This is a genomic window from Pseudarthrobacter cellobiosi (genome assembly GCF_023913755.1).
GTDB lineage: Bacteria > Actinomycetota > Actinomycetes > Actinomycetales > Micrococcaceae > Arthrobacter > Arthrobacter cellobiosi.
Window position 1 is genome coordinate 32,188 of record NZ_JAMXBJ010000035.1, and the last position, 16,029, is coordinate 48,216.

At 64.4% G+C, this 16,029-nt stretch carries 16 protein-coding genes and 1 pseudogene; 8 read left to right on the forward strand and 9 right to left on the reverse strand.

What is annotated here, in order from left to right; genetic code table 11:
- Window positions 1-50: 50 nt before the first annotated feature.
- The 4 genes and pseudogenes from NG696_RS05240 to NG696_RS05255 all read right to left on the reverse strand — a co-directional run.
- Window positions 51-470: a Rossmann-fold NAD(P)-binding domain-containing protein gene (locus tag NG696_RS05240; protein WP_252574511.1), complete on the reverse strand. Its 420-nt coding sequence runs from the start codon at window positions 468-470 to the stop codon at window positions 51-53.
- A gap of 91 nt (window positions 471-561) precedes the next feature.
- Entirely contained in the window at window positions 562-1,308 is a 747-nt protein-coding gene (locus tag NG696_RS05245; protein WP_252574514.1) for a hypothetical protein, read from the reverse strand.
- Between the two features lie 254 nt (window positions 1,309-1,562).
- Window positions 1,563-1,889, reverse strand: coding sequence for a YegP family protein (locus tag NG696_RS05250; RefSeq protein ID WP_252574517.1), 327 nt, complete (start codon window positions 1,887-1,889; stop codon window positions 1,563-1,565).
- A 309-nt stretch (window positions 1,890-2,198) separates the two neighbouring features.
- Window positions 2,199-2,897 (reverse strand): annotated as a pseudogene (locus NG696_RS05255) (M24 family metallopeptidase); the annotation flags it as partial.
- Between the two features lie 2 nt (window positions 2,898-2,899).
- On the opposite strand from NG696_RS05255, the gene NG696_RS05260 reads away from it, so the two are divergent.
- A complete protein-coding gene (locus NG696_RS05260) occupies window positions 2,900-3,940 on the forward strand; it encodes an ABC transporter substrate-binding protein (RefSeq protein WP_252574518.1) in 1,041 nt (346 codons plus the stop codon).
- Window positions 3,925-4,140 carry a hypothetical protein gene (locus NG696_RS05265; RefSeq protein WP_252574521.1) on the forward strand — a complete coding sequence of 72 codons (216 nt, stop codon included), beginning with the start codon at window positions 3,925-3,927 and terminating at the stop codon, window positions 4,138-4,140. The genes NG696_RS05260 and NG696_RS05265 overlap by 16 nt, the downstream gene beginning before the upstream one ends.
- On the opposite strand, the gene NG696_RS05270 is transcribed toward NG696_RS05265, so the two are convergent.
- The 5 genes from NG696_RS05270 to NG696_RS05290 form a co-directional block, all read right to left on the reverse strand.
- Complete coding sequence (locus NG696_RS05270) at window positions 4,133-5,341, reverse strand: Gfo/Idh/MocA family protein (RefSeq protein WP_252574523.1); 1,209 nt, start codon at window positions 5,339-5,341, stop codon at window positions 4,133-4,135. The two genes, NG696_RS05265 and NG696_RS05270, sit on opposite strands and share 8 nt — an antisense overlap.
- Window positions 5,342-5,568: 227 nt before the next feature.
- A complete protein-coding gene (locus NG696_RS05275; RefSeq protein WP_252574525.1) occupies window positions 5,569-5,730 on the reverse strand; it encodes a hypothetical protein in 162 nt (53 codons plus the stop codon).
- Window positions 5,731-5,762: 32 nt separating this feature from the next.
- The gene (locus tag NG696_RS05280) at window positions 5,763-7,154 is read right to left on the reverse strand and encodes an FAD-binding oxidoreductase (protein ID WP_252574584.1); all 1,392 of its coding nucleotides are present in this window, start codon (window positions 7,152-7,154) and stop codon (window positions 5,763-5,765) included.
- Between the two features lie 108 nt (window positions 7,155-7,262).
- Window positions 7,263-7,721 carry an iron chaperone gene (locus NG696_RS05285; protein WP_252574527.1) on the reverse strand — a complete coding sequence of 153 codons (459 nt, stop codon included), beginning with the start codon at window positions 7,719-7,721 and terminating at the stop codon, window positions 7,263-7,265.
- An 88-nt stretch (window positions 7,722-7,809) separates the two neighbouring features.
- Window positions 7,810-8,841: a LacI family DNA-binding transcriptional regulator gene (locus tag NG696_RS05290; RefSeq protein ID WP_252574529.1), complete on the reverse strand. Its 1,032-nt coding sequence runs from the start codon at window positions 8,839-8,841 to the stop codon at window positions 7,810-7,812.
- Between the two features lie 412 nt (window positions 8,842-9,253).
- On the opposite strand from NG696_RS05290, the gene NG696_RS05295 reads away from it, so the two are divergent.
- From NG696_RS05295 to NG696_RS05320, 6 genes are all read left to right on the forward strand, one after another.
- A complete protein-coding gene (locus NG696_RS05295) occupies window positions 9,254-10,801 on the forward strand; it encodes a sugar ABC transporter ATP-binding protein (protein WP_252574532.1) in 1,548 nt (515 codons plus the stop codon).
- Entirely contained in the window at window positions 10,798-11,850 is a 1,053-nt protein-coding gene (locus NG696_RS05300; RefSeq protein WP_252574535.1) for an ABC transporter permease, read from the forward strand. The genes NG696_RS05295 and NG696_RS05300 overlap by 4 nt, the downstream gene beginning before the upstream one ends.
- Entirely contained in the window at window positions 11,843-12,925 is a 1,083-nt protein-coding gene (locus NG696_RS05305) for an ABC transporter permease (protein WP_252574538.1), read from the forward strand. The genes NG696_RS05300 and NG696_RS05305 overlap by 8 nt, the downstream gene beginning before the upstream one ends.
- Before the next feature lie 71 nt (window positions 12,926-12,996).
- Window positions 12,997-14,058 (forward strand): rhamnose ABC transporter substrate-binding protein, encoded by a 1,062-nt coding sequence (gene rhaS / locus NG696_RS05310; RefSeq protein ID WP_252574540.1) that lies wholly within the window; start codon window positions 12,997-12,999, stop codon window positions 14,056-14,058.
- A 145-nt stretch (window positions 14,059-14,203) separates the two neighbouring features.
- Complete coding sequence (locus tag NG696_RS05315) at window positions 14,204-15,655, forward strand: L-fucose/L-arabinose isomerase family protein (RefSeq protein WP_252574542.1); 1,452 nt, start codon at window positions 14,204-14,206, stop codon at window positions 15,653-15,655.
- Entirely contained in the window at window positions 15,652-16,029 is a 378-nt protein-coding gene (locus NG696_RS05320; protein WP_252574544.1) for an L-rhamnose mutarotase, read from the forward strand. The genes NG696_RS05315 and NG696_RS05320 overlap by 4 nt, the downstream gene beginning before the upstream one ends.

Below are 16,029 nucleotides of genomic sequence, written 5' to 3' on the forward strand. Positions count from 1 at the left end.
AGGAGCCTAAGCGGATCAGGACTTGAAAACAAGCCGGTTGGCCGGGTTTGTTATGTCTGCAGGTTTGAGGGGGCGGCGTGGAGGTGGCTCCGGTACCAGTTGGCTGTCTCGCCGGCGAGGTCGAAGGCGCGGGGAAGGAACCCTGCGTGCTGCCAGGCGGTGTCGGTCCGGTACCAGTGGTCAGCTGTCATTAGCGCAGTCTGGTGGGTCGTGAATCCGGCGGATCGCAGCATGGCGCGGGCTACCACCGGCGGCACCTGGGATTCGCGGTCCGGTTTCCCCAGCATGCGATTGAGCCGGTGCAGAAGTTTTTCTATGCTTTCCGGTGTGGGGTTGGCTGCGTGGAAGATCCCGGTTGCCGGGTGTTCCCGGCAGGCCAGTGTGGATGTCAGTGCCGCGAGGTCACGGGCGTCGATGACGGACAGCCGTGACGTCCCTGACCGCGGCGTTCCGCCCAGGATGCTGTCCATTCGTGCGAGGGCGGGAAGGAACCAGCGGTCTCCTGGCCCGTAGGTCAGTCCGGCGCGGATGACCGCCCCGCCGGATGCCAGTACCAGGTCGTCAGCGGCGGCGCGGGTTCGTGACGCGATGCTTTGGGGCCGAGGGTGCAGCTGTTCCGGTCTTGAACCAGACGATGCATCTCATGCTGGCCTCGCCCCCGGACCTGATTTCGGCGGTGGCGGTTCCCTCCTCGGATCCGGCCATGGCGAATCCGGTCAAGACAACAAAGGCCTCATCCTCGGGCTCAATGAATTTCAGGAAGCTGGCATCGAAGGAAGCAAAATCCAGCGCCCGGCTGGATGTTTTCGCACGCAGTGACTGCCGGACGGCCTCGACCTGGATCATGCCCGGGATGTGGTCCAGGCCATGGTCGTAGAGTGTCGGGCTGCCCGGCTCGGGGCGCAACGGCCACCGGCCCTTACTGTCCTCCGGGCCGATGGTGAAGCTGCAGTCAAACGATTGTCCGACCTGTTCACGGCTGAGAACCTCCCCGGGCTGCCGCGCGGAAGCTGGACGGGAATTGCTCCTCATTCGCTGGTAGGTTCCGGCCGGCACCACGCGGGCACCGGTGGTGCCCGTCGCGAATTCCACGCCGTCAGCGGCGAACGTTGCCGCTATTTCGAAGGATGCCACAGCTCCGTTCCGGTTGTGGTCTACGGAGACAAATTCCAGCGATGCCTTCACACAGGTCGGGTGCTCGCGACTGCGCCGGTACTCCGGCCGGATGTGAATGGTCATGCCGGGCATCAGCATGACGTCCCCGAGAGGTACTCCGGCAATACCGACGTTCTCAAGTTTGATGGCCATGCGTTGAAGCTACCAAGGCGGACCGATTAGCTCCAGTGGCGAGCCGGTACTCCGGGAGCACCGACATGATGGTTTGTAGCCCGATGGCTGGAGCGCGCACTAACCAGGTAGACTCCTCGACGCTGCCAAGAACACAGCTGCGTAATCGCTGCACAGAGTCGTCACTCATCCCCTAACCATGCTCGCGTGCGGCCCGGGCCTGAAAGGATCCGGTCTTCGCGGAGACATGGCCCGGGTTGTCGGAGTCGAGAGCGTCAGACCGCGCCGGCCCACCGACGTTCGCTGGTGGCCCGATGGATTTCCCTGGAACGTGAGTGAAGGTCGGCAGCCGGAATGCGCCGGACTTCACGAACCTGAACAGTGACTTCGTGTGCGTCCGGCGGCGTGGCCCGTCTTTCCGTCGGGGAAACATCGGCAATCAGTCCCATACCGGCGTACTCACGCACGGCGGCGATACCGGCAACAGCTGCGTTCTTGTTGTCAAAGGCCTTGGACACAGCCATCACGGTGCCATCCGGCGCAGTCAGACGGAACCTGAAATACGACTCCGCGTCAACAAACAGTTCGAACATTCCGGCCATAGCAAATCCTCCCGGTCTGCGGGATCCGCCCCGCGGCGTCGTTGCCAAGGAGCAGAAACGGACGCGCCTTTGCGTCCCCTTCCCGCTGTTTTTGTCCTGCAATCCAAATGATCAGTTCATCATGTGCTAAATGAGTCTCGCTCAAGACAGCCAGTGGCCACAAGCCCTCAGCTCGATCACCGACCTGGTGGTTGAGCCTGTCGAACCCGATGGATCTCGCTCCCCAACCGCCCCCTAACCGAGCAAGCTCGGTCAGGGAACCCTGCGGTCGTGGCCCCAGGCTCAATCACCGGAGCGGAAACCCGGACGTTAAAGCTGCAGCGTGATCGGGCGCTTGAGGCCGTTCACGGTGGTGGCAGGCCAGCGGTCGTCCACAGTCAGGACTTTAACGCCGGACTCGGTTATCTGGACTGTGTCCTCGATTTTCACGCCGGGTCCCGACGGGTTCCAGGTGAAGGGCTGGTTGAGCACGACGGTGTCGGTAGCGGCCGCGGTGACGCGCGGATCCCTTCCTGCATAGCCGGCCGGTCCACCCTGGTGGTGCTGTTCCCACTGCTCCGCGCCGAAACCGTGGCGGACGTAGGCCGCTTTGATCTCGCCGAAGACGTGGTCCAGCCGGGCGCCGGGGACCGTTGCGTCGAAGATGTCCGCCTCAACGGCCGCGATCCGGGACTCGGCGTCGAGCTCTTCGGGGGTCCCGGCGTCGAACCTTACCCAGCGGGTGATGTTCGCAACCAGGCCGTTCCGGCGGGCGCACACCACGGCCATCGCGCGGCGGCCGAGGGGTGGGTGCGTGGCCAGCGGGTGGCGGAAGTCGCTCCGGGAGCTGCCGTTGCACAGGAGTACCAGCGGCTCCGCGCCCGCTCCAACCACGCGGCCGGCCAAGGCGGATACCAGTTCGAATTCCGTGGCGTCCGGCGTGGCGGTGGACAACATATCGGTCATGATGCCAGCCAGTTCCGCGCTGAGGTGGGCGTAGCGGGCGCTCTCGCCTGGCAGTAATTGCTGCCATGGCGGTCCTGGCCCTGGCCCTTACGGGCTGCGCCGGGAGCTCGTCGTCCGCCTCCGACGGGCCGGTCACCCTGCGTTTCGGCTGGTGGGGCTCCGATACCCGCCACAAGATGACCCAGAAGTTGATCGACGCCTACGAAGCGAAGAACCCGAACATCAAGATCGACGGGGAGTACGGCGACTGGTCCGGATACTGGGACAAACTGGCCACCCAAGTCGCCTCCCAGGACGCCCCGGACATCATCCAGATGGATGCCCAGTACCTTGGTGAATACGCCGAACGGGGGGCGCTGCCGGAGCTGAAGGACGTGGATCTGTCCAAGTTTGACCAGGCCGCCGCAGATGCTGGAAAGACCGAGGGCGGTCAGTATGCCGTGACCGCCGGCATGAATGCCTTGGTGGTCCTGGCCAATCCCGCGCTGGTGTCTGCCAGCGGGGTGTCCCTGCCTGATGATTCCAGCTGGACCTGGGACGAATACATGAAGACGGCGGCCAAAATCACCAGCAAGAGCAAGGAAGGCATCTACGGCTCCGGGGCCTTTACAGGTGACGCATCCTTCAACCTCTGGATGCGCCAGCATGGCAAGTCCCTCTTCACCAACGACGGCGGCCTGGGCTTTGATGAGGCCGCCGCCACCAAGTACTTCGAGATGCAGGCCAAGATGCGGGAGGCCAAGGCTGTTCCGTCGGCGTCTGTGATGACCGAAGACGGCAGCGCACCGCTGGACCAGCAGGGCCTGGCAACGAACCGGATCGCCATGGGTTGGGTGTGGTCCAACCAGCTGGCTGCGCTGACCAAGGCGTCCGGGCAAGCGCTGGAGATCCACCGTCCGCCGAGCGTCGAGGGGGATGCGTCCAAGGCCGAACAGTTCTACAAGGCATTGCAGTTCTGGTCCGCAAGTTCGCGGTCCAAACACCCTGTCGAAACCCAGAAGTTCACGACTTCCTGGCCAACAGCGTCGAAGCCGGCGAAATCGGGCTGGCAGACCGGGGTATCCCGGGCAACTCGGACGTCCGCAAAGCCGTGGCCCCGAAGCTGACGCCCACGGATGCGCTGACGGAAAAGTTCATTGACGACATTGCCGATGAAGTAGGGGAGGCTCCTGCCGTGCCTCCCGCCGGATCCAGTTCGGTCTCCGAAGTCCTGACCCGGTACGCCAACGAGGTCCATTTCAGCAGGATTTCCCCGCAGGACGCGGCGAAGAAGTCTTTCGAGGAGATCAAGAGCTCCCTTAACTAAGCGAGGCGGGTGCTGCTGAAATGGCCCAGGGCATACCGAGTTCGCTGAAGGTTGCGTGCTCCCGGGTGGCACGATCCAAGGCGTCTTCGATTCCGATGACTACGGCGTGGGCCGCATCGCCGTCGCCCTCCCAGTACAGGTGCTGCGGCCCGATCGGTATGGGCGCCGGTGCCGTCCGGATGGCTTCGAGGACCAGCATAAAAGCGCCGCTGTCTGCGATGGGGCTGATCAGCTTGGCACCTTCGTTGCGGTGCGCAATCAGGTTGGCGGTGAGGTCGTCCCGGCCGTAGGTCTTCTCCGTCTGTCCTGCCGGAGTGCTCACCACCAGCCGGTCCTCGGTGTAGTGGAACACCGCCGTGCCCGCAGAACCGTGCAGGGTGACATAGGGTTCCACGGATTCGCTGGCGCAGATGGTCAGGGCGCAGGTGACGGGGAGCCCCGTCGTGGTGCGTACCCGGATCACCGAGGTGTCGTCGGATTCGATGTCGTTGGCGCGGTACAGGTCTGTTTCCACGGACGCGACGTCGGCCGTGGTCCGGGCGCCGGCGATCCGCAGGGCGGTTGTCACGGCGTGGGCCAGCGGGTTGGTGGCCACGCCGTCAACAACATCAACGCCGTCGACGCTTCGCTTCCCGGCCCAGCGGGAGCGCTTGAAATAGGCCCGGTCGCGCACCCAGCGGCCGGTGGCCGAGATGCCCTCAAGGGTGCCGATGGTGCCGTTGGCCACGAGTTCCTCAATGGCCGCCAGGGCGTGCGAGCCCAGGCTCTGGAAACCGATCTGCACGCTGCGCCCGGACGCCTGGGCGGCGTCGCACAGGACGTTGAAATCGGCCAGCGAAGCGACCGGGGGCTTCTCCAGATACAGGTCCGCTGTTGTGGCCAGAACGGCGAGGCCCAGCGGTGCGTGGGTCTGGATGGGTGTGGCCACGATGATCACGACCAGATCCGGCGTTCCCGCCAGAAGTTCCGTGAGCCCAGGGAATACTGCGGCCGTGGCCGGCGCCGACCCCGGTTCCGGCGGTTGGGGATCGGCTACCGCAACGAGTTCGACGACGCCGGCCTCCCGCAGCCGTTCAAGGTTTCCCAAGTGGTGGTCACCGAAGCCGTGGCCGCCTCCCAGCGCCACCCTCGCCGCTGAAGCCGCGTGTCCGTGCTGGCCGGACCGGCCGGACTGTGACGCGGCGGAAGGTGGTGTTGCCATGGGGCTCCGTTCCTGCCCCGGAGGACACTAGGTTGGGCAAGCGCTTTCCCGACTCCAGTGTGCGGCATAACCGCCGTGATAGTCCAGTGTGTCTTGCGGGCCGCGGGAATCCATCGGCCCTTCCCCGTATGACCGGCCCTGCCCCGCACCGTTCGTGCGGGGCAGGGCAGCTGTTGTTCCTAGGCGGAGGCGTGGTGGGCACGGTGCATGCCCAGCTACATGCCGAACTACATGCCCAGCGGCGCTGCCCAGTTGCCGTTCTTGCCGCCAGAGCCACCCTCCTGGTATTTGCCGCAGTTTTGGCAGCGCCGGTAGCGGCCGCCGTCGTCCGTGGTTTGGATGTGCCAATCGTGGCGCAGGTTCAGCTTGCACAGCAGGGTTTTGAGCATGACGTTCTCCGATCCGATAGCAAGGTCATCAGTCAGGGCCTGATGTTCTGGTTGAGGCGGAAGAAGTTCGTGGGGTCGTACGTGCGTTTGAGTGCCTTGAGCCGGTCGTACTTAGCGGCGCCGTACGCGTGCCTGACGCGCTCCTCGCCCTCCTCCATAAGGAAGTTCACGTAGACGCTGGTGTGGTGGGGCGCCAGGGCTGACCAATAGTCCCGCGCCCACTCGCGCTCGCCGTCAAAGCCGTCGGCGGTCCTGCTGTTGCCGTTGATGTTGAACGTGAACCCGGCCTGGCGGCCGTTGAAGGCGGTGGCATCGTCGTCGATCCTTCCCACGGCGCCGCCCATCTGCCAAAGGGCGACGCTGGTGATGGGCGAAGTGATGCGCCTGCCGTGCTCCACCACGATGTCGATGACGTCGTCGCTGAGGGCCGCGACGTCACAGGACCTGACGTAGTAATGCCAGCCGTGCGGGAACGATGGATCAAACGTCTTTTGATGCTCCAGAAACGGCTTGGGTCGGCAAAAATCGAGCACGGACGATCCGAATTCCTTCAGTGGCCGCAGGACCCGTTCGCCGTCCTCGACCGGTCCCGTGTAGCAGGCGGTGACCGCAATGACGAGCCTGCCCACCAGGTCCGGCGGCACGATCGGCAGTGCCGGAGCCTTCCGCTGCACGGCGATGGTCATGAGCTCGTCGGGGCAGTCCGCGATCCAGTCCCGGTAAAAGCGGAGCACTTCTGGGGCATCTTCCATCGGCCAGAAGACGGGACCGGCCATAACGTACGGGCCCACCGGGTTCAGCCGGAACTCGAAATCAGTGACGATGCCGAAGTTCCCGCCGCCGCCCCGTACGCCCCAGAAGAGGTCGGTGTTCTGATGTTCGCTTGCCCTGACCAGCTCGCCGTCGGCGGTGACCACGTCCACGGACAGCAGTTGATCGATCGTGAGTCCGTATTTCCGCATGACCCAGCCGATGCCGCCGCCCAACGTCAGGCCCGCAACCCCGGTATGAGTGACGATTCCAGACGGAACGGCGAGGCCGAACTCCTGCGTTTCGCGGTCGAGTTCGCCCAGCAGTACACCGGCCTGGACACGGACCGTGCGCGCCTCGGGGTCCACCCGGATGCCCTTCATGGGCCCGAGGTCGATGAGCATGCCGTCGTCGCACACTGACAGCCCGGGGAAGCTGTGACCGCCTCCCCGCACGGCGGCCTGCAGGTTCTGCGAGCGGGCGAACCGGATGGCCGCGCGAACGTCCGCGACGCCGGTGCAGCGGGCTATAAGGGCGGGACGGCGGTCAATCGACCCGTTCCACACCTTGCGGTGCTCATCGTAACCAGCGTCAGCCGGGCGGACGAGGTCGCCCCGAAAGGATGTCTGTAATTCGTCGACGGCAATGCCGTCGATCTCCGTGCTTTGTGCCATTGGACTCACGGACCTCTCGCTCCTTCCAGCAGATTCCCACCGTTGGCACGAACTGGCAAGAGGAAATTGCGGGAGCTTGGGCGCCCCTGTCCGAGGCAAGCTGAGCCGCTAGCTGACCGCCTTCTTCACAAGCTCCACGATCTTCGCCTCGTCCGCGGCTGTGAGCTTGGTCAGGGCGTAGGAGGTGGGCCACATGTTGCCCTCGTCGAGGTTAGCGGGGTCGTTGAATCCGAGCGTCGGGTACCGTGCCTTGAACTTGTCCGCGGGCTGGAAGAAACAGACCACCTTGCCGTCCTTGGCGTAGGCAGGCATCCCGTACCAGGTCTTCGGCGCGAGCTCCGGCGCGTTTTCCTTGATGATGGCATGCAGCCGTTCGGCGATGGCGCGGTCCGGGTCCGACATCTCGGCGATCTTCCCGAGCACATCGCTTTCGCCATCCGGCTTAGCGGCGCGGGCACCCTTTCGCGATGCGGCCTTGAGCTCCTGGGCCCGTTCCTTCATTGCGGCGCGTTCGTCCGCATCGAAGCCGTCGTACGACTTGGTGTTGGTGGCTGGCTTCTCCGTCATTTCGGGGTTCCTTACGTTGTGGTCTGGGAACCACCCTAATCTTCAGGGGTTTCGGCAGCTTCTCCAGAACTGCTCGAAGCGGAGATCCCTAGCCGGCGGAGGATCCCGTCGCCGGGCCCGTGCTCTGGCGCACCACCAGTTCGGGAGTGAAGATGACGGCCCGGTGCTTCGGATTCTCGGACTCGAGTTCCTCGGCCAGCAGCTCGATGGCTGTGCGCCCCAGGGCTTCGGTGGGCTGCCGGATGGAGGAGAGGGGGACCACGGCGGAGATGGCGAAGTCGATGTCGTCGTACCCGATCAGCGCAATGTCCTCCGGGATCCGCAGCGTGTGCGTCATGGTCAGGGACTGCATCACACCCAGGGCCAGCAGATCGTTGGCGCAGAAGATGCCGTCCGGCAGATCGGCGCGCCCCCGCTCCACCAGCAGGTTGCCAATGCTGCGGCCTGCAAGCACTGTTTGTCCGTCGGAATCGAGGACTTCAAGAGTGGCGTCCGATTCCTCCCTCACGGCACGTTCTGCGCCTTGGAGTCGGTCCGCCACTTGGCGGATGGAGGTGGGGCCGCCCACAAAGGCGAGCCGACGGCGGCCGGTGTCCAGCAGGTGCCGGGCAGCGAGGTAACCGCCGGCGTCGTCGTCCACTGAGACGGAGCTGTACTTGCTCTCATCGGCGAGCCGGTCCACCAGGACGGTGGGGACGCCGCGCTCACGGAGCTGGTCGATGCGGGCGGTGACATCTCCAACGGGCGAGATCAGGAGGCCCTGCACGCGCTGTTCCTGGAACAAGTCGATGTAGTTGGACTCGCGGCTGGCGTTGTGGCCGCTGTCGCCCAAGAGCACGGCGCTGCCCTGGAGTGCCGCGGCGTCTTCGGCGGCCCGCACCACGGACGTAAAGAACGGGTTGCCCACATCGAGCACAATCAGCCCGATGGTCCGGCTCTGGCCGGCGCGCAGCTGGCGGGCGGCATCGTTCCGGACGAAGCCCAGCTCGTCGATGGCACGCAGGACCCGCTCCTTGGTTCGCTGCGAGACCCTGTCCGGATAGTTCAGGACGTTGGACACCGTGCCCACGGCCACGCTGGCGTGGTTGGCGACGTCCTTGATGCTTGCTGGGCGATTCATGGTTCTCCGTGCTCTCATGCTGAGCGGGGTGCAATTGCCTGACACCTGCTTGAATTCAAGGGTACTTTGAATCGAAATAATGAAACGATTCGAAGATGGAACTCTCAAGAGAGTCGCGGGTAGTGTGTATTCGTTTCTCGGTCCAATTCGGGACTGGGGGATGGATACGGAGGTGCGGTTGTCTGGTCGTGGGTGGCGCAACAGTCTGCGCTTGCGGACAGCGCGACGCATAGGGCTCAGAATACCCGCGACACCAGCGATTTGAAACCTTTCAATGAAACGAATCAAAATCATGGACGCCTATCTCCCGACTCCCTTGACGTGCATGGCCGGGGAGGCCTATGATTCAAATCACAGGCATTATGAAACGATTCATTTCATCTTTTTCCAGCCCCAAAGGTGCGGTCAATTTATGCAGCAGACAACCAGGTCCCAGCCCGGCTCCGGCCCACCGGAGCATGGGCGCAGGACGGTACTCTCCTTGAAGCACGCAGCTAAGACGTTCGGCCCGGTGGTAGCCCTGGCCGACGGAACCATCGAAATCCTGGAAGGCGAGATTCATGCCCTGGTGGGCGAGAACGGCGCCGGCAAGTCCACCCTGGTTAAGATCCTCGCCGGCCTGCACCACCCTGATTCGGGCGACTTCAGGGTCGGCGGCGAGAGCGTCCAGTTCCGCAACGTTGCCGAGAGCAAAGCCGCCGGAATTTCCGTCATCTACCAGGAGCCCACGCTCTTCCCGGACCTGACCGTTGCGGAGAACATCTTCATCGGCCGCCAGCCCAAGGGCCGGTTCGGACTGATCAGCCGGGCCGCCATGGTCCGGGAGGCTGCCAAGCTTTTCGAGCGGCTCGGCGTCCCCATCGATCCGACGCGTATTGCCGAGGGCCTGTCCATCGCAGACCAGCAGATCATCGAGATCGCCAAGTCCATTTCGCTGGACGCCAAGGTGCTGGTGATGGATGAACCGACGGCGGCGCTTAGCGGGGTGGAGGTGGACCGGTTGTTCGCCGTTGCCCGCAGTCTCCGGGATAAGGGAACCGGCATCCTGTTCATCTCACACCGCTTCGATGAGGTATTCGATCTCTGCGACCGGATCACCGTGATGCGGGACGGCCGATACATCTCCACGCACCCGACTGTCGAAGTGACCGTGCCGCAGATTGTCCGCGAGATGGTCGGCCGGGACATCGGGGCGCTATTCCCCAAGACGCTTGCGGAGATAGGGGATGTGGTCCTGAAGGTGGACGGGCTCAGCCGGGCCGGGGTCTTCCGCGACATCAGCTTCGAGGTCCGTGCGGGAGAGATCGTGGCACTGGCCGGTCTGGTTGGCGCCGGCCGGACAGAGGTTGCCCGCGCCGTCTTCGGGATCGACCCCTACGACGCCGGCGATATCAACTTCGAGGGCCGGAAACTCAAACCACGGGATCCTCAGGCTGCAATTACGGCCGGCATGGGCTTTGTCCCGGAGGACCGCCGCAAGCAGGGCCTGGTCATGAACCTTTCCGTGGCCCGCAACGTCACCCTCACGCTGCGCAATAAGTTCGCGACGGCGGGGCTGATCAACGGCGCCGCCGAACGCCGTGCAGCCCAGGACTGGAGCCGGCGGCTGCAGGTTAAGACCGGCTCGCAGGAGCACGCCGTCTCCACGCTCTCGGGCGGCAACCAGCAGAAGGTGGTGCTCGCCAAGTGGCTGGCCACAGACCCGCGGCTGCTGATCATTGATGAACCTACCCGCGGCATCGATGTCGGCACCAAGAGCGAGGTCCATCGGCTCATTTCAGACCTTGCGGGCCGGGGGATCGCCATTCTGATGATTTCCTCCGAGCTGCCCGAGGTCCTCGGCATGGCAGACAGGGTATTGGTCATGCGCGAGGGCCGGATCACTGCCGAACTTGACCGCGCCGAAGCGAATCCCGAATCAGTTATGCACGCAGCAACTTCCGCAGGGGGGACCCCATGAGCTCCGCTCTGGACCACAAGAAAACCAAGACGACGACGTCACAGACCTCCGGCAGCGCCCACGGCGCCTTGGCCTCGGTGTTGCGGCTGCGCGAACTGCCCGTGCTGATCGCATTGGCACTCCTGGTACTCATCACCTACCTGAACAATCCGCTGTTTCTCTCGCCCCAGGGCGTAAAAGATCTGCTGCTGAACGCCACTATCATCATCATTCTGGCGGCTGGGCAGACACTGCTGATCATCACCCGGAACATCGACCTCTCCGTCGGGTCCATGCTTGGCCTGGTTGCCTTCGGCACGGGGTTTATCTTCTCGGCCATGCCTGATCTGCCGATCATCGCCGTCTTCGCGATCGGAATGGCATTCGGGGCGCTGCTGGGAGCCTTCAACGGGCTCCTGGTGACGGTAGCGAAAGTGCCTGCGCTGGTCATCACCCTCGGGACGCTCTACGTTTTCCGCGGCCTGAACAACGCCTGGGCAGGCGGCAAGCAGTTCTTCGCCGGTGACCGGCCGGACGCCTTCGGCGCCCTCTCGGTGAACACCGTGCTGGGGTTTCCCATCATCACACTGCTAGCCATCGTCGTCGTCATCGCCGTGGCGGTGTATATGTCCGGCACCCGTCCGGGCCGGGACCTGTACGCCATCGGCTCGGACCCGGATGCGGCCACGGCGTTCGGCATTAAGGTGTCCAAGCGCGTGTTCCTGGCCTTCCTTGCCAACGGTGCACTGGCTGGTCTGGCCGGTGTGCTCTACGCCAGCCGCTTCAACTCCGTCGGCGCCACCACCGGCGCCGGCATGGAACTGGACGTAGTCGCGGCCGCCGTCGTCGGGGGCGTGGCAATCTTCGGCGGCAGCGGATCCGTGGCGGGAGCAGCCCTCGGCGCCGTTCTCCTGACAACCATCACCAGCTCCCTGACCGCACTGCGTGTGGACAAGTTCTGGCAACAGGCCATAGTCGGCGTGCTGATCCTCACCGCCATCATCATCGACCGCGTGGCGAGCCTGCGCACAGCCAAGAAACTGCGGATAAGCGAGGCCCGGAATGTCTGAGACAACTTCGTCCACCAGCAGTGCATCAGCCCCTGTGGCTGACAGCACTAAGCCCTTGGCCACGGAACCCAAAGGCAGAACCGGCGCGGCCAGGATCCTGGCGGGCCGCGACGCCGTGACCATCTATGCACTGGCCGCCTTCCTGATCTACGCAGCCATCGCCATCCCACGCTTCGCCTCTCCGGTCACTACCGGATTCCTGCTCCTGGATGTCATCCCGGTGCTGCTGATCGCTATGCCGATGACTCTCATCATCATCACGGGGGAAATCGATCTCTCCGTCGCCAGCACCGCCGGCTTGACCAGCGCCCTGATGGGCGTGCTCTGGGCCGGCGGCATGGATATCTGGCTGGTACTGGTGATCAGCCTCCTGGCCGGGATCATCGCCGGAATGTTCAACGGCTTTCTGATCGCCGTCCTTGGCCTGCCTTCACTGGCGGTCACGATCGGCACCTTGGCACTCTTCCGCGGCCTGGCCCTGGTGGTCATCGGAGACAACGCGGTGGCAAACTTCCCGAAGGCGATGACCGCCTTCTTCACCTCCAAACTTGGCGGAACCGGCATCCCGACGGTGATGATCGGGGTCGTCCTGGTGATGATCTTCTTCGGGGTTCTGCTGCACTTCACACCCTTCGGGCGCGGACTTTTCGCGATGGGATACAGCAAGGAAGCCGCCAGCTTTGTGGGCATCAAAGTGGCCCGCAGCAAATTCTGGCTCTACGTGGGATCCGGCGCAGTGTCAGCACTTGCCGGTATCTACTGGACGCTGCGCTACACCAGCGCCCGAAGCGACAACGCCTCGGGCCTGGAGCTGGCAGTCATTGCCGCCGTGCTGCTGGGCGGCGTATCGATCTTCGGCGGCAAAGGGTCTATCCCCGGCGTCATCGCCGGTGTCCTGCTGATCGGGACACTGAACTACGCCCTGCGGCTGGGACGGGTGTCCGACGTCGTCCTCATCACAGTGACCGGTCTGCTGCTGATCCTCTCCGTGGTGGCGCCGAGCATCGGCTCCGCCGTCAAAGAATGGCGGCACACCCGGCGCGTCCGCCGAAGCTTTAGCCAGAAATCGACCTGAACAACCGCTCACAAGCAACCGCGTCCGCACGGAACCGGATGCATTTACCGCACGAGGAATAGGGAAGAACAATGATGTTGAACCTAAAGAACACAGGCCCGATCGGTCGTTTGGGGAGCCTGGTCGCGATTACCGCCGTGGCTGCGCTGGCCCTGACCGCCTGCGATGGCGGCTCGGGATCTGCCGGCGGCGGCAGCCCCGCCGCGGGAGGGGACCAGAAAATCACCTTCATCCCCAAGCAGCTGAACAACCCGTACACGGACGTTGTCCTGGGCGGCGGCAAGACAGGTGCCCAGGAGGCAGGCTTCGCCTCCTCGCAGGTCGTGGGCCCGCTTGAGGCCTCGGCGTCCAGCCAGGTCTCCTTCATCAACGCCGAGACGCAGGCCGGCACGAATGTCATTGTGATCGCTGCCAATGACCCGGATGCCGTCTGCACCGCCCTGGGCGAAGCGCGTTCCGCCGGCGCCAAGATTGTCGCTTTCGACTCGGACGCCAACCCCGACTGCCGCGACCTGTTCATTAGCCAGGTGGTGGCAAAAGAAGTGGCTCTGATCCAGACGAAACTGATCGCCGAGCAGATCGGCGGCAGCGGCGAAATCGCCGTCCTGTCCGCCACCGCGAACGCCACCAACCAGAACGAATGGATCAAGTTTATGGAGGAGGAGCTGGCGTCCAACCCGGAGTACAAGGACATCAAGCTGGTGGCCAAGGTCTATGGCGATGACGACGACACCAAGTCCTTCCAGGAAGCGCAGGGTCTCATGCAGGCCCACCCGAACCTGAAGGGCATCATCTCTCCGACCACTGTGGGCATTGCCGCCACCGGCCGGTACCTCTCCACGTCCGCGTACAAGGGCAAGGTGGCGCTCACCGGGCTCGGCCTGCCCAATGAAATGCGCCCATTCGTGAAGGACGGCACCGTCAAGGAGTTCGCGCTCTGGGATCCGGCACAGCTCGGCTACGTTGCAGCCTTCGCGGGAAAGGCCCTGGCGGACGGGAAGATCACCGGAGCAGTCGGGGACAAGTTCACTGCCGGTGAACTCGGCGAACGCACCATCGAAGAGGGCGGACTGGTAATCGTCGGCCCGCCGACGGTCTTCAACGCCGAAAACATCGACAAGTACCAGTTCTAGCGGATCGGCGTCCGGCCCGCGTTAGCGGTTTCCGGCACGCCGCTGCCGTTCCTATCCGCCGGGCAGGCGGTGCCGCACCACGGCCCGCCTGCCCGCCGGGGCTCAAGCATTCCCTTGACTTTGCCGTGCCAAAGAAAGACTTACCATGACGAACCAGAAGCAATCCGCCGCCCGACTGCTGCAGCCGCACCGGCGCCGGTCCACCCGCATCGGATTGGTCTCCGGCGGGCTGGGCGCCTACTGGCCCCAGTTTCCGGAACTCCTGCCGCAGCTGCGGGACTCCGTCCGTTACGTCACCGGCCGTTTCCAGGGACTCGACGCCGAAGTCACCGACACCGGCTTCATCTCCGACGCACAGGAAGCCGCCGCAGCCGGTGAAAAGCTGCGTGTCGCTGACTGCGATCTGATCGTCATCTTCCTGACCACCTACCTGACCTCCTCCATGGTGCTGCCCATCGCCCAGCGGGCAAAGACCCCCGTCCTGGTTATCGACCTGCAGACCACCGAAGCGATGGACCACGCCAACTTTGACACCGGCAAGTGGCTGGCCTACTGCGGCCAATGCCCGGTGCCGGAGGTCGCCAACGTCTTCCGCCGTGCCGGGATCGACTTCCGCTCCGTCTCCGGACACCTCAAGCAGGAATCCGCCTGGGAACGGATCACCCAGTGGGTCCACGCGGCCGGCGTCCGCGCCCGGCTGCGGAACGCCCGGCACGGACTCATGGGCCACCTCTACCCGGGCATGCTGGATGTCGCCACTGATCTGACCACCGTCTCGACCACCTTCGGCTCCCATGTGGAGGTGCTGGAATTCGACGACCTGCGCGAACGGGTCAACGCGGTGACCGAGGCACAGGTGGCCGAACGGCTCGAACTGGCCCGCGACCTTTTTGTGCTGGACGACTCTGTGAACGACGACGACTTTGCCTGGGGTGCCAAAGTATCGGTGGGTCTGGACCGCCTGGTGGAGGACTTCGATCTTGACTCCGTGGCCTACTACCACCGCGGACTGGCCGGGGAACAGCACGAACGGCTGGGAGCCGGGATGATCCTTGGCTCCTCCATCCTCACGGCCCGGGGAATCCCCATGGCAGGCGAATTCGAGCTGCGGACTTCCATCGCCATGCTGGCCGCGCAGGCGATCGGCGCCGGCGGGTCGTTCACCGAGATCCAGGCCCTGAATTTCTTCGACAACGTGGTGGAGATGGGCCACGACGGTCCGGCGCACCTGGCCGTCTCGGCGCAGGAACCGCTGCTGCGCGGGCTCGGCGTCTTCCACGGCAAACGCGGCTGGGGCGTCTCGGTGGAGTTCGATGTCCGGCACGGACCGGTCACCACGTTCGGCCTCGGCCAGGACCCGGACGGCAGCTACGTCTTCGTCACCTCCGAGGGCGTCGTGGTGCCCGGACCCCTGCTGGCGATCGGCAACACCACGTCCCGCGTGGACTTCGGCGGAGACCCGGGCGTCTGGGTGGACGAATGGAGCCAGACGGGCATCGGCCACCACTGGGCCCTGTGCATCGGCCACCGTGCCGCTGATATCAAAGCGGCAGCATCCCTGCTGGGCATCGAACACCGGCATGTGGTGCTGTCATGAGCACTCGGCGCGTTTGTTTCCAGCTCCAGGTGAAACCCGGACTCATCGAGGAATACATACGGCGCCACGCCGCCGTCTGGCCCGACATGCTCCAGGCGTTGAAGTCCTCCGGCTGGAACAACTACTCGCTCTTCCTCCGCGCTGACGGCCTGCTGATCGGTTACTTCGAAACCGACAACCTGCCGGAAGCCCAGGCGCGGATGGCAGCCACGGACGTCAACGCCCGCTGGCAGACCGAAATGTCCGGCTTCTTCGAAGACCTCGACGGCGCCCCGGACACGGGCTTCCTCCAACTGACTGAAGTATTCAACCTCGAGGACCAGTTGGCCGCCGCTGCGGCCGCCCTCACCCAGACCCACTCCAAAGGAGACTGA

Excerpts from the sequence above, each read along its gene's own strand:
- NG696_RS05320 (WP_252574544.1), top strand. The coding sequence starts at position 15,652 with ATGAGCACTCGGCGCGTTTGTTTCCAGCTCCAGGTGAAACCCGGACTC.
- NG696_RS05250 (WP_252574517.1), bottom strand. The coding sequence starts at position 1,889 with ATGGCCGGAATGTTCGAACTGTTTGTTGACGCGGAGTCGTATTTCAGG.
- NG696_RS05295 (WP_252574532.1), top strand. The coding sequence starts at position 9,254 with ATGCAGCAGACAACCAGGTCCCAGCCCGGCTCCGGCCCACCGGAGCAT.
- rhaS (WP_252574540.1), top strand. The coding sequence starts at position 12,997 with ATGATGTTGAACCTAAAGAACACAGGCCCGATCGGTCGTTTGGGGAGC.
- NG696_RS05290 (WP_252574529.1), bottom strand. The coding sequence starts at position 8,841 with ATGAATCGCCCAGCAAGCATCAAGGACGTCGCCAACCACGCCAGCGTG.
- NG696_RS05280 (WP_252574584.1), bottom strand. The coding sequence starts at position 7,154 with ATGGCACAAAGCACGGAGATCGACGGCATTGCCGTCGACGAATTACAG.
- NG696_RS05260 (WP_252574518.1), top strand. The coding sequence starts at position 2,900 with ATGGCGGTCCTGGCCCTGGCCCTTACGGGCTGCGCCGGGAGCTCGTCG.
- NG696_RS05270 (WP_252574523.1), bottom strand. The coding sequence starts at position 5,341 with ATGGCAACACCACCTTCCGCCGCGTCACAGTCCGGCCGGTCCGGCCAG.
- NG696_RS05285 (WP_252574527.1), bottom strand. The coding sequence starts at position 7,721 with ATGACGGAGAAGCCAGCCACCAACACCAAGTCGTACGACGGCTTCGAT.
- NG696_RS05305 (WP_252574538.1), top strand. The coding sequence starts at position 11,843 with ATGTCTGAGACAACTTCGTCCACCAGCAGTGCATCAGCCCCTGTGGCT.
- NG696_RS05240 (WP_252574511.1), bottom strand. The coding sequence starts at position 470 with ATGGACAGCATCCTGGGCGGAACGCCGCGGTCAGGGACGTCACGGCTG.
- NG696_RS05275 (WP_252574525.1), bottom strand. The coding sequence starts at position 5,730 with ATGCTCAAAACCCTGCTGTGCAAGCTGAACCTGCGCCACGATTGGCAC.
- NG696_RS05315 (WP_252574542.1), top strand. The coding sequence starts at position 14,204 with ATGACGAACCAGAAGCAATCCGCCGCCCGACTGCTGCAGCCGCACCGG.
- NG696_RS05300 (WP_252574535.1), top strand. The coding sequence starts at position 10,798 with ATGAGCTCCGCTCTGGACCACAAGAAAACCAAGACGACGACGTCACAG.
- NG696_RS05245 (WP_252574514.1), bottom strand. The coding sequence starts at position 1,308 with ATGGCCATCAAACTTGAGAACGTCGGTATTGCCGGAGTACCTCTCGGG.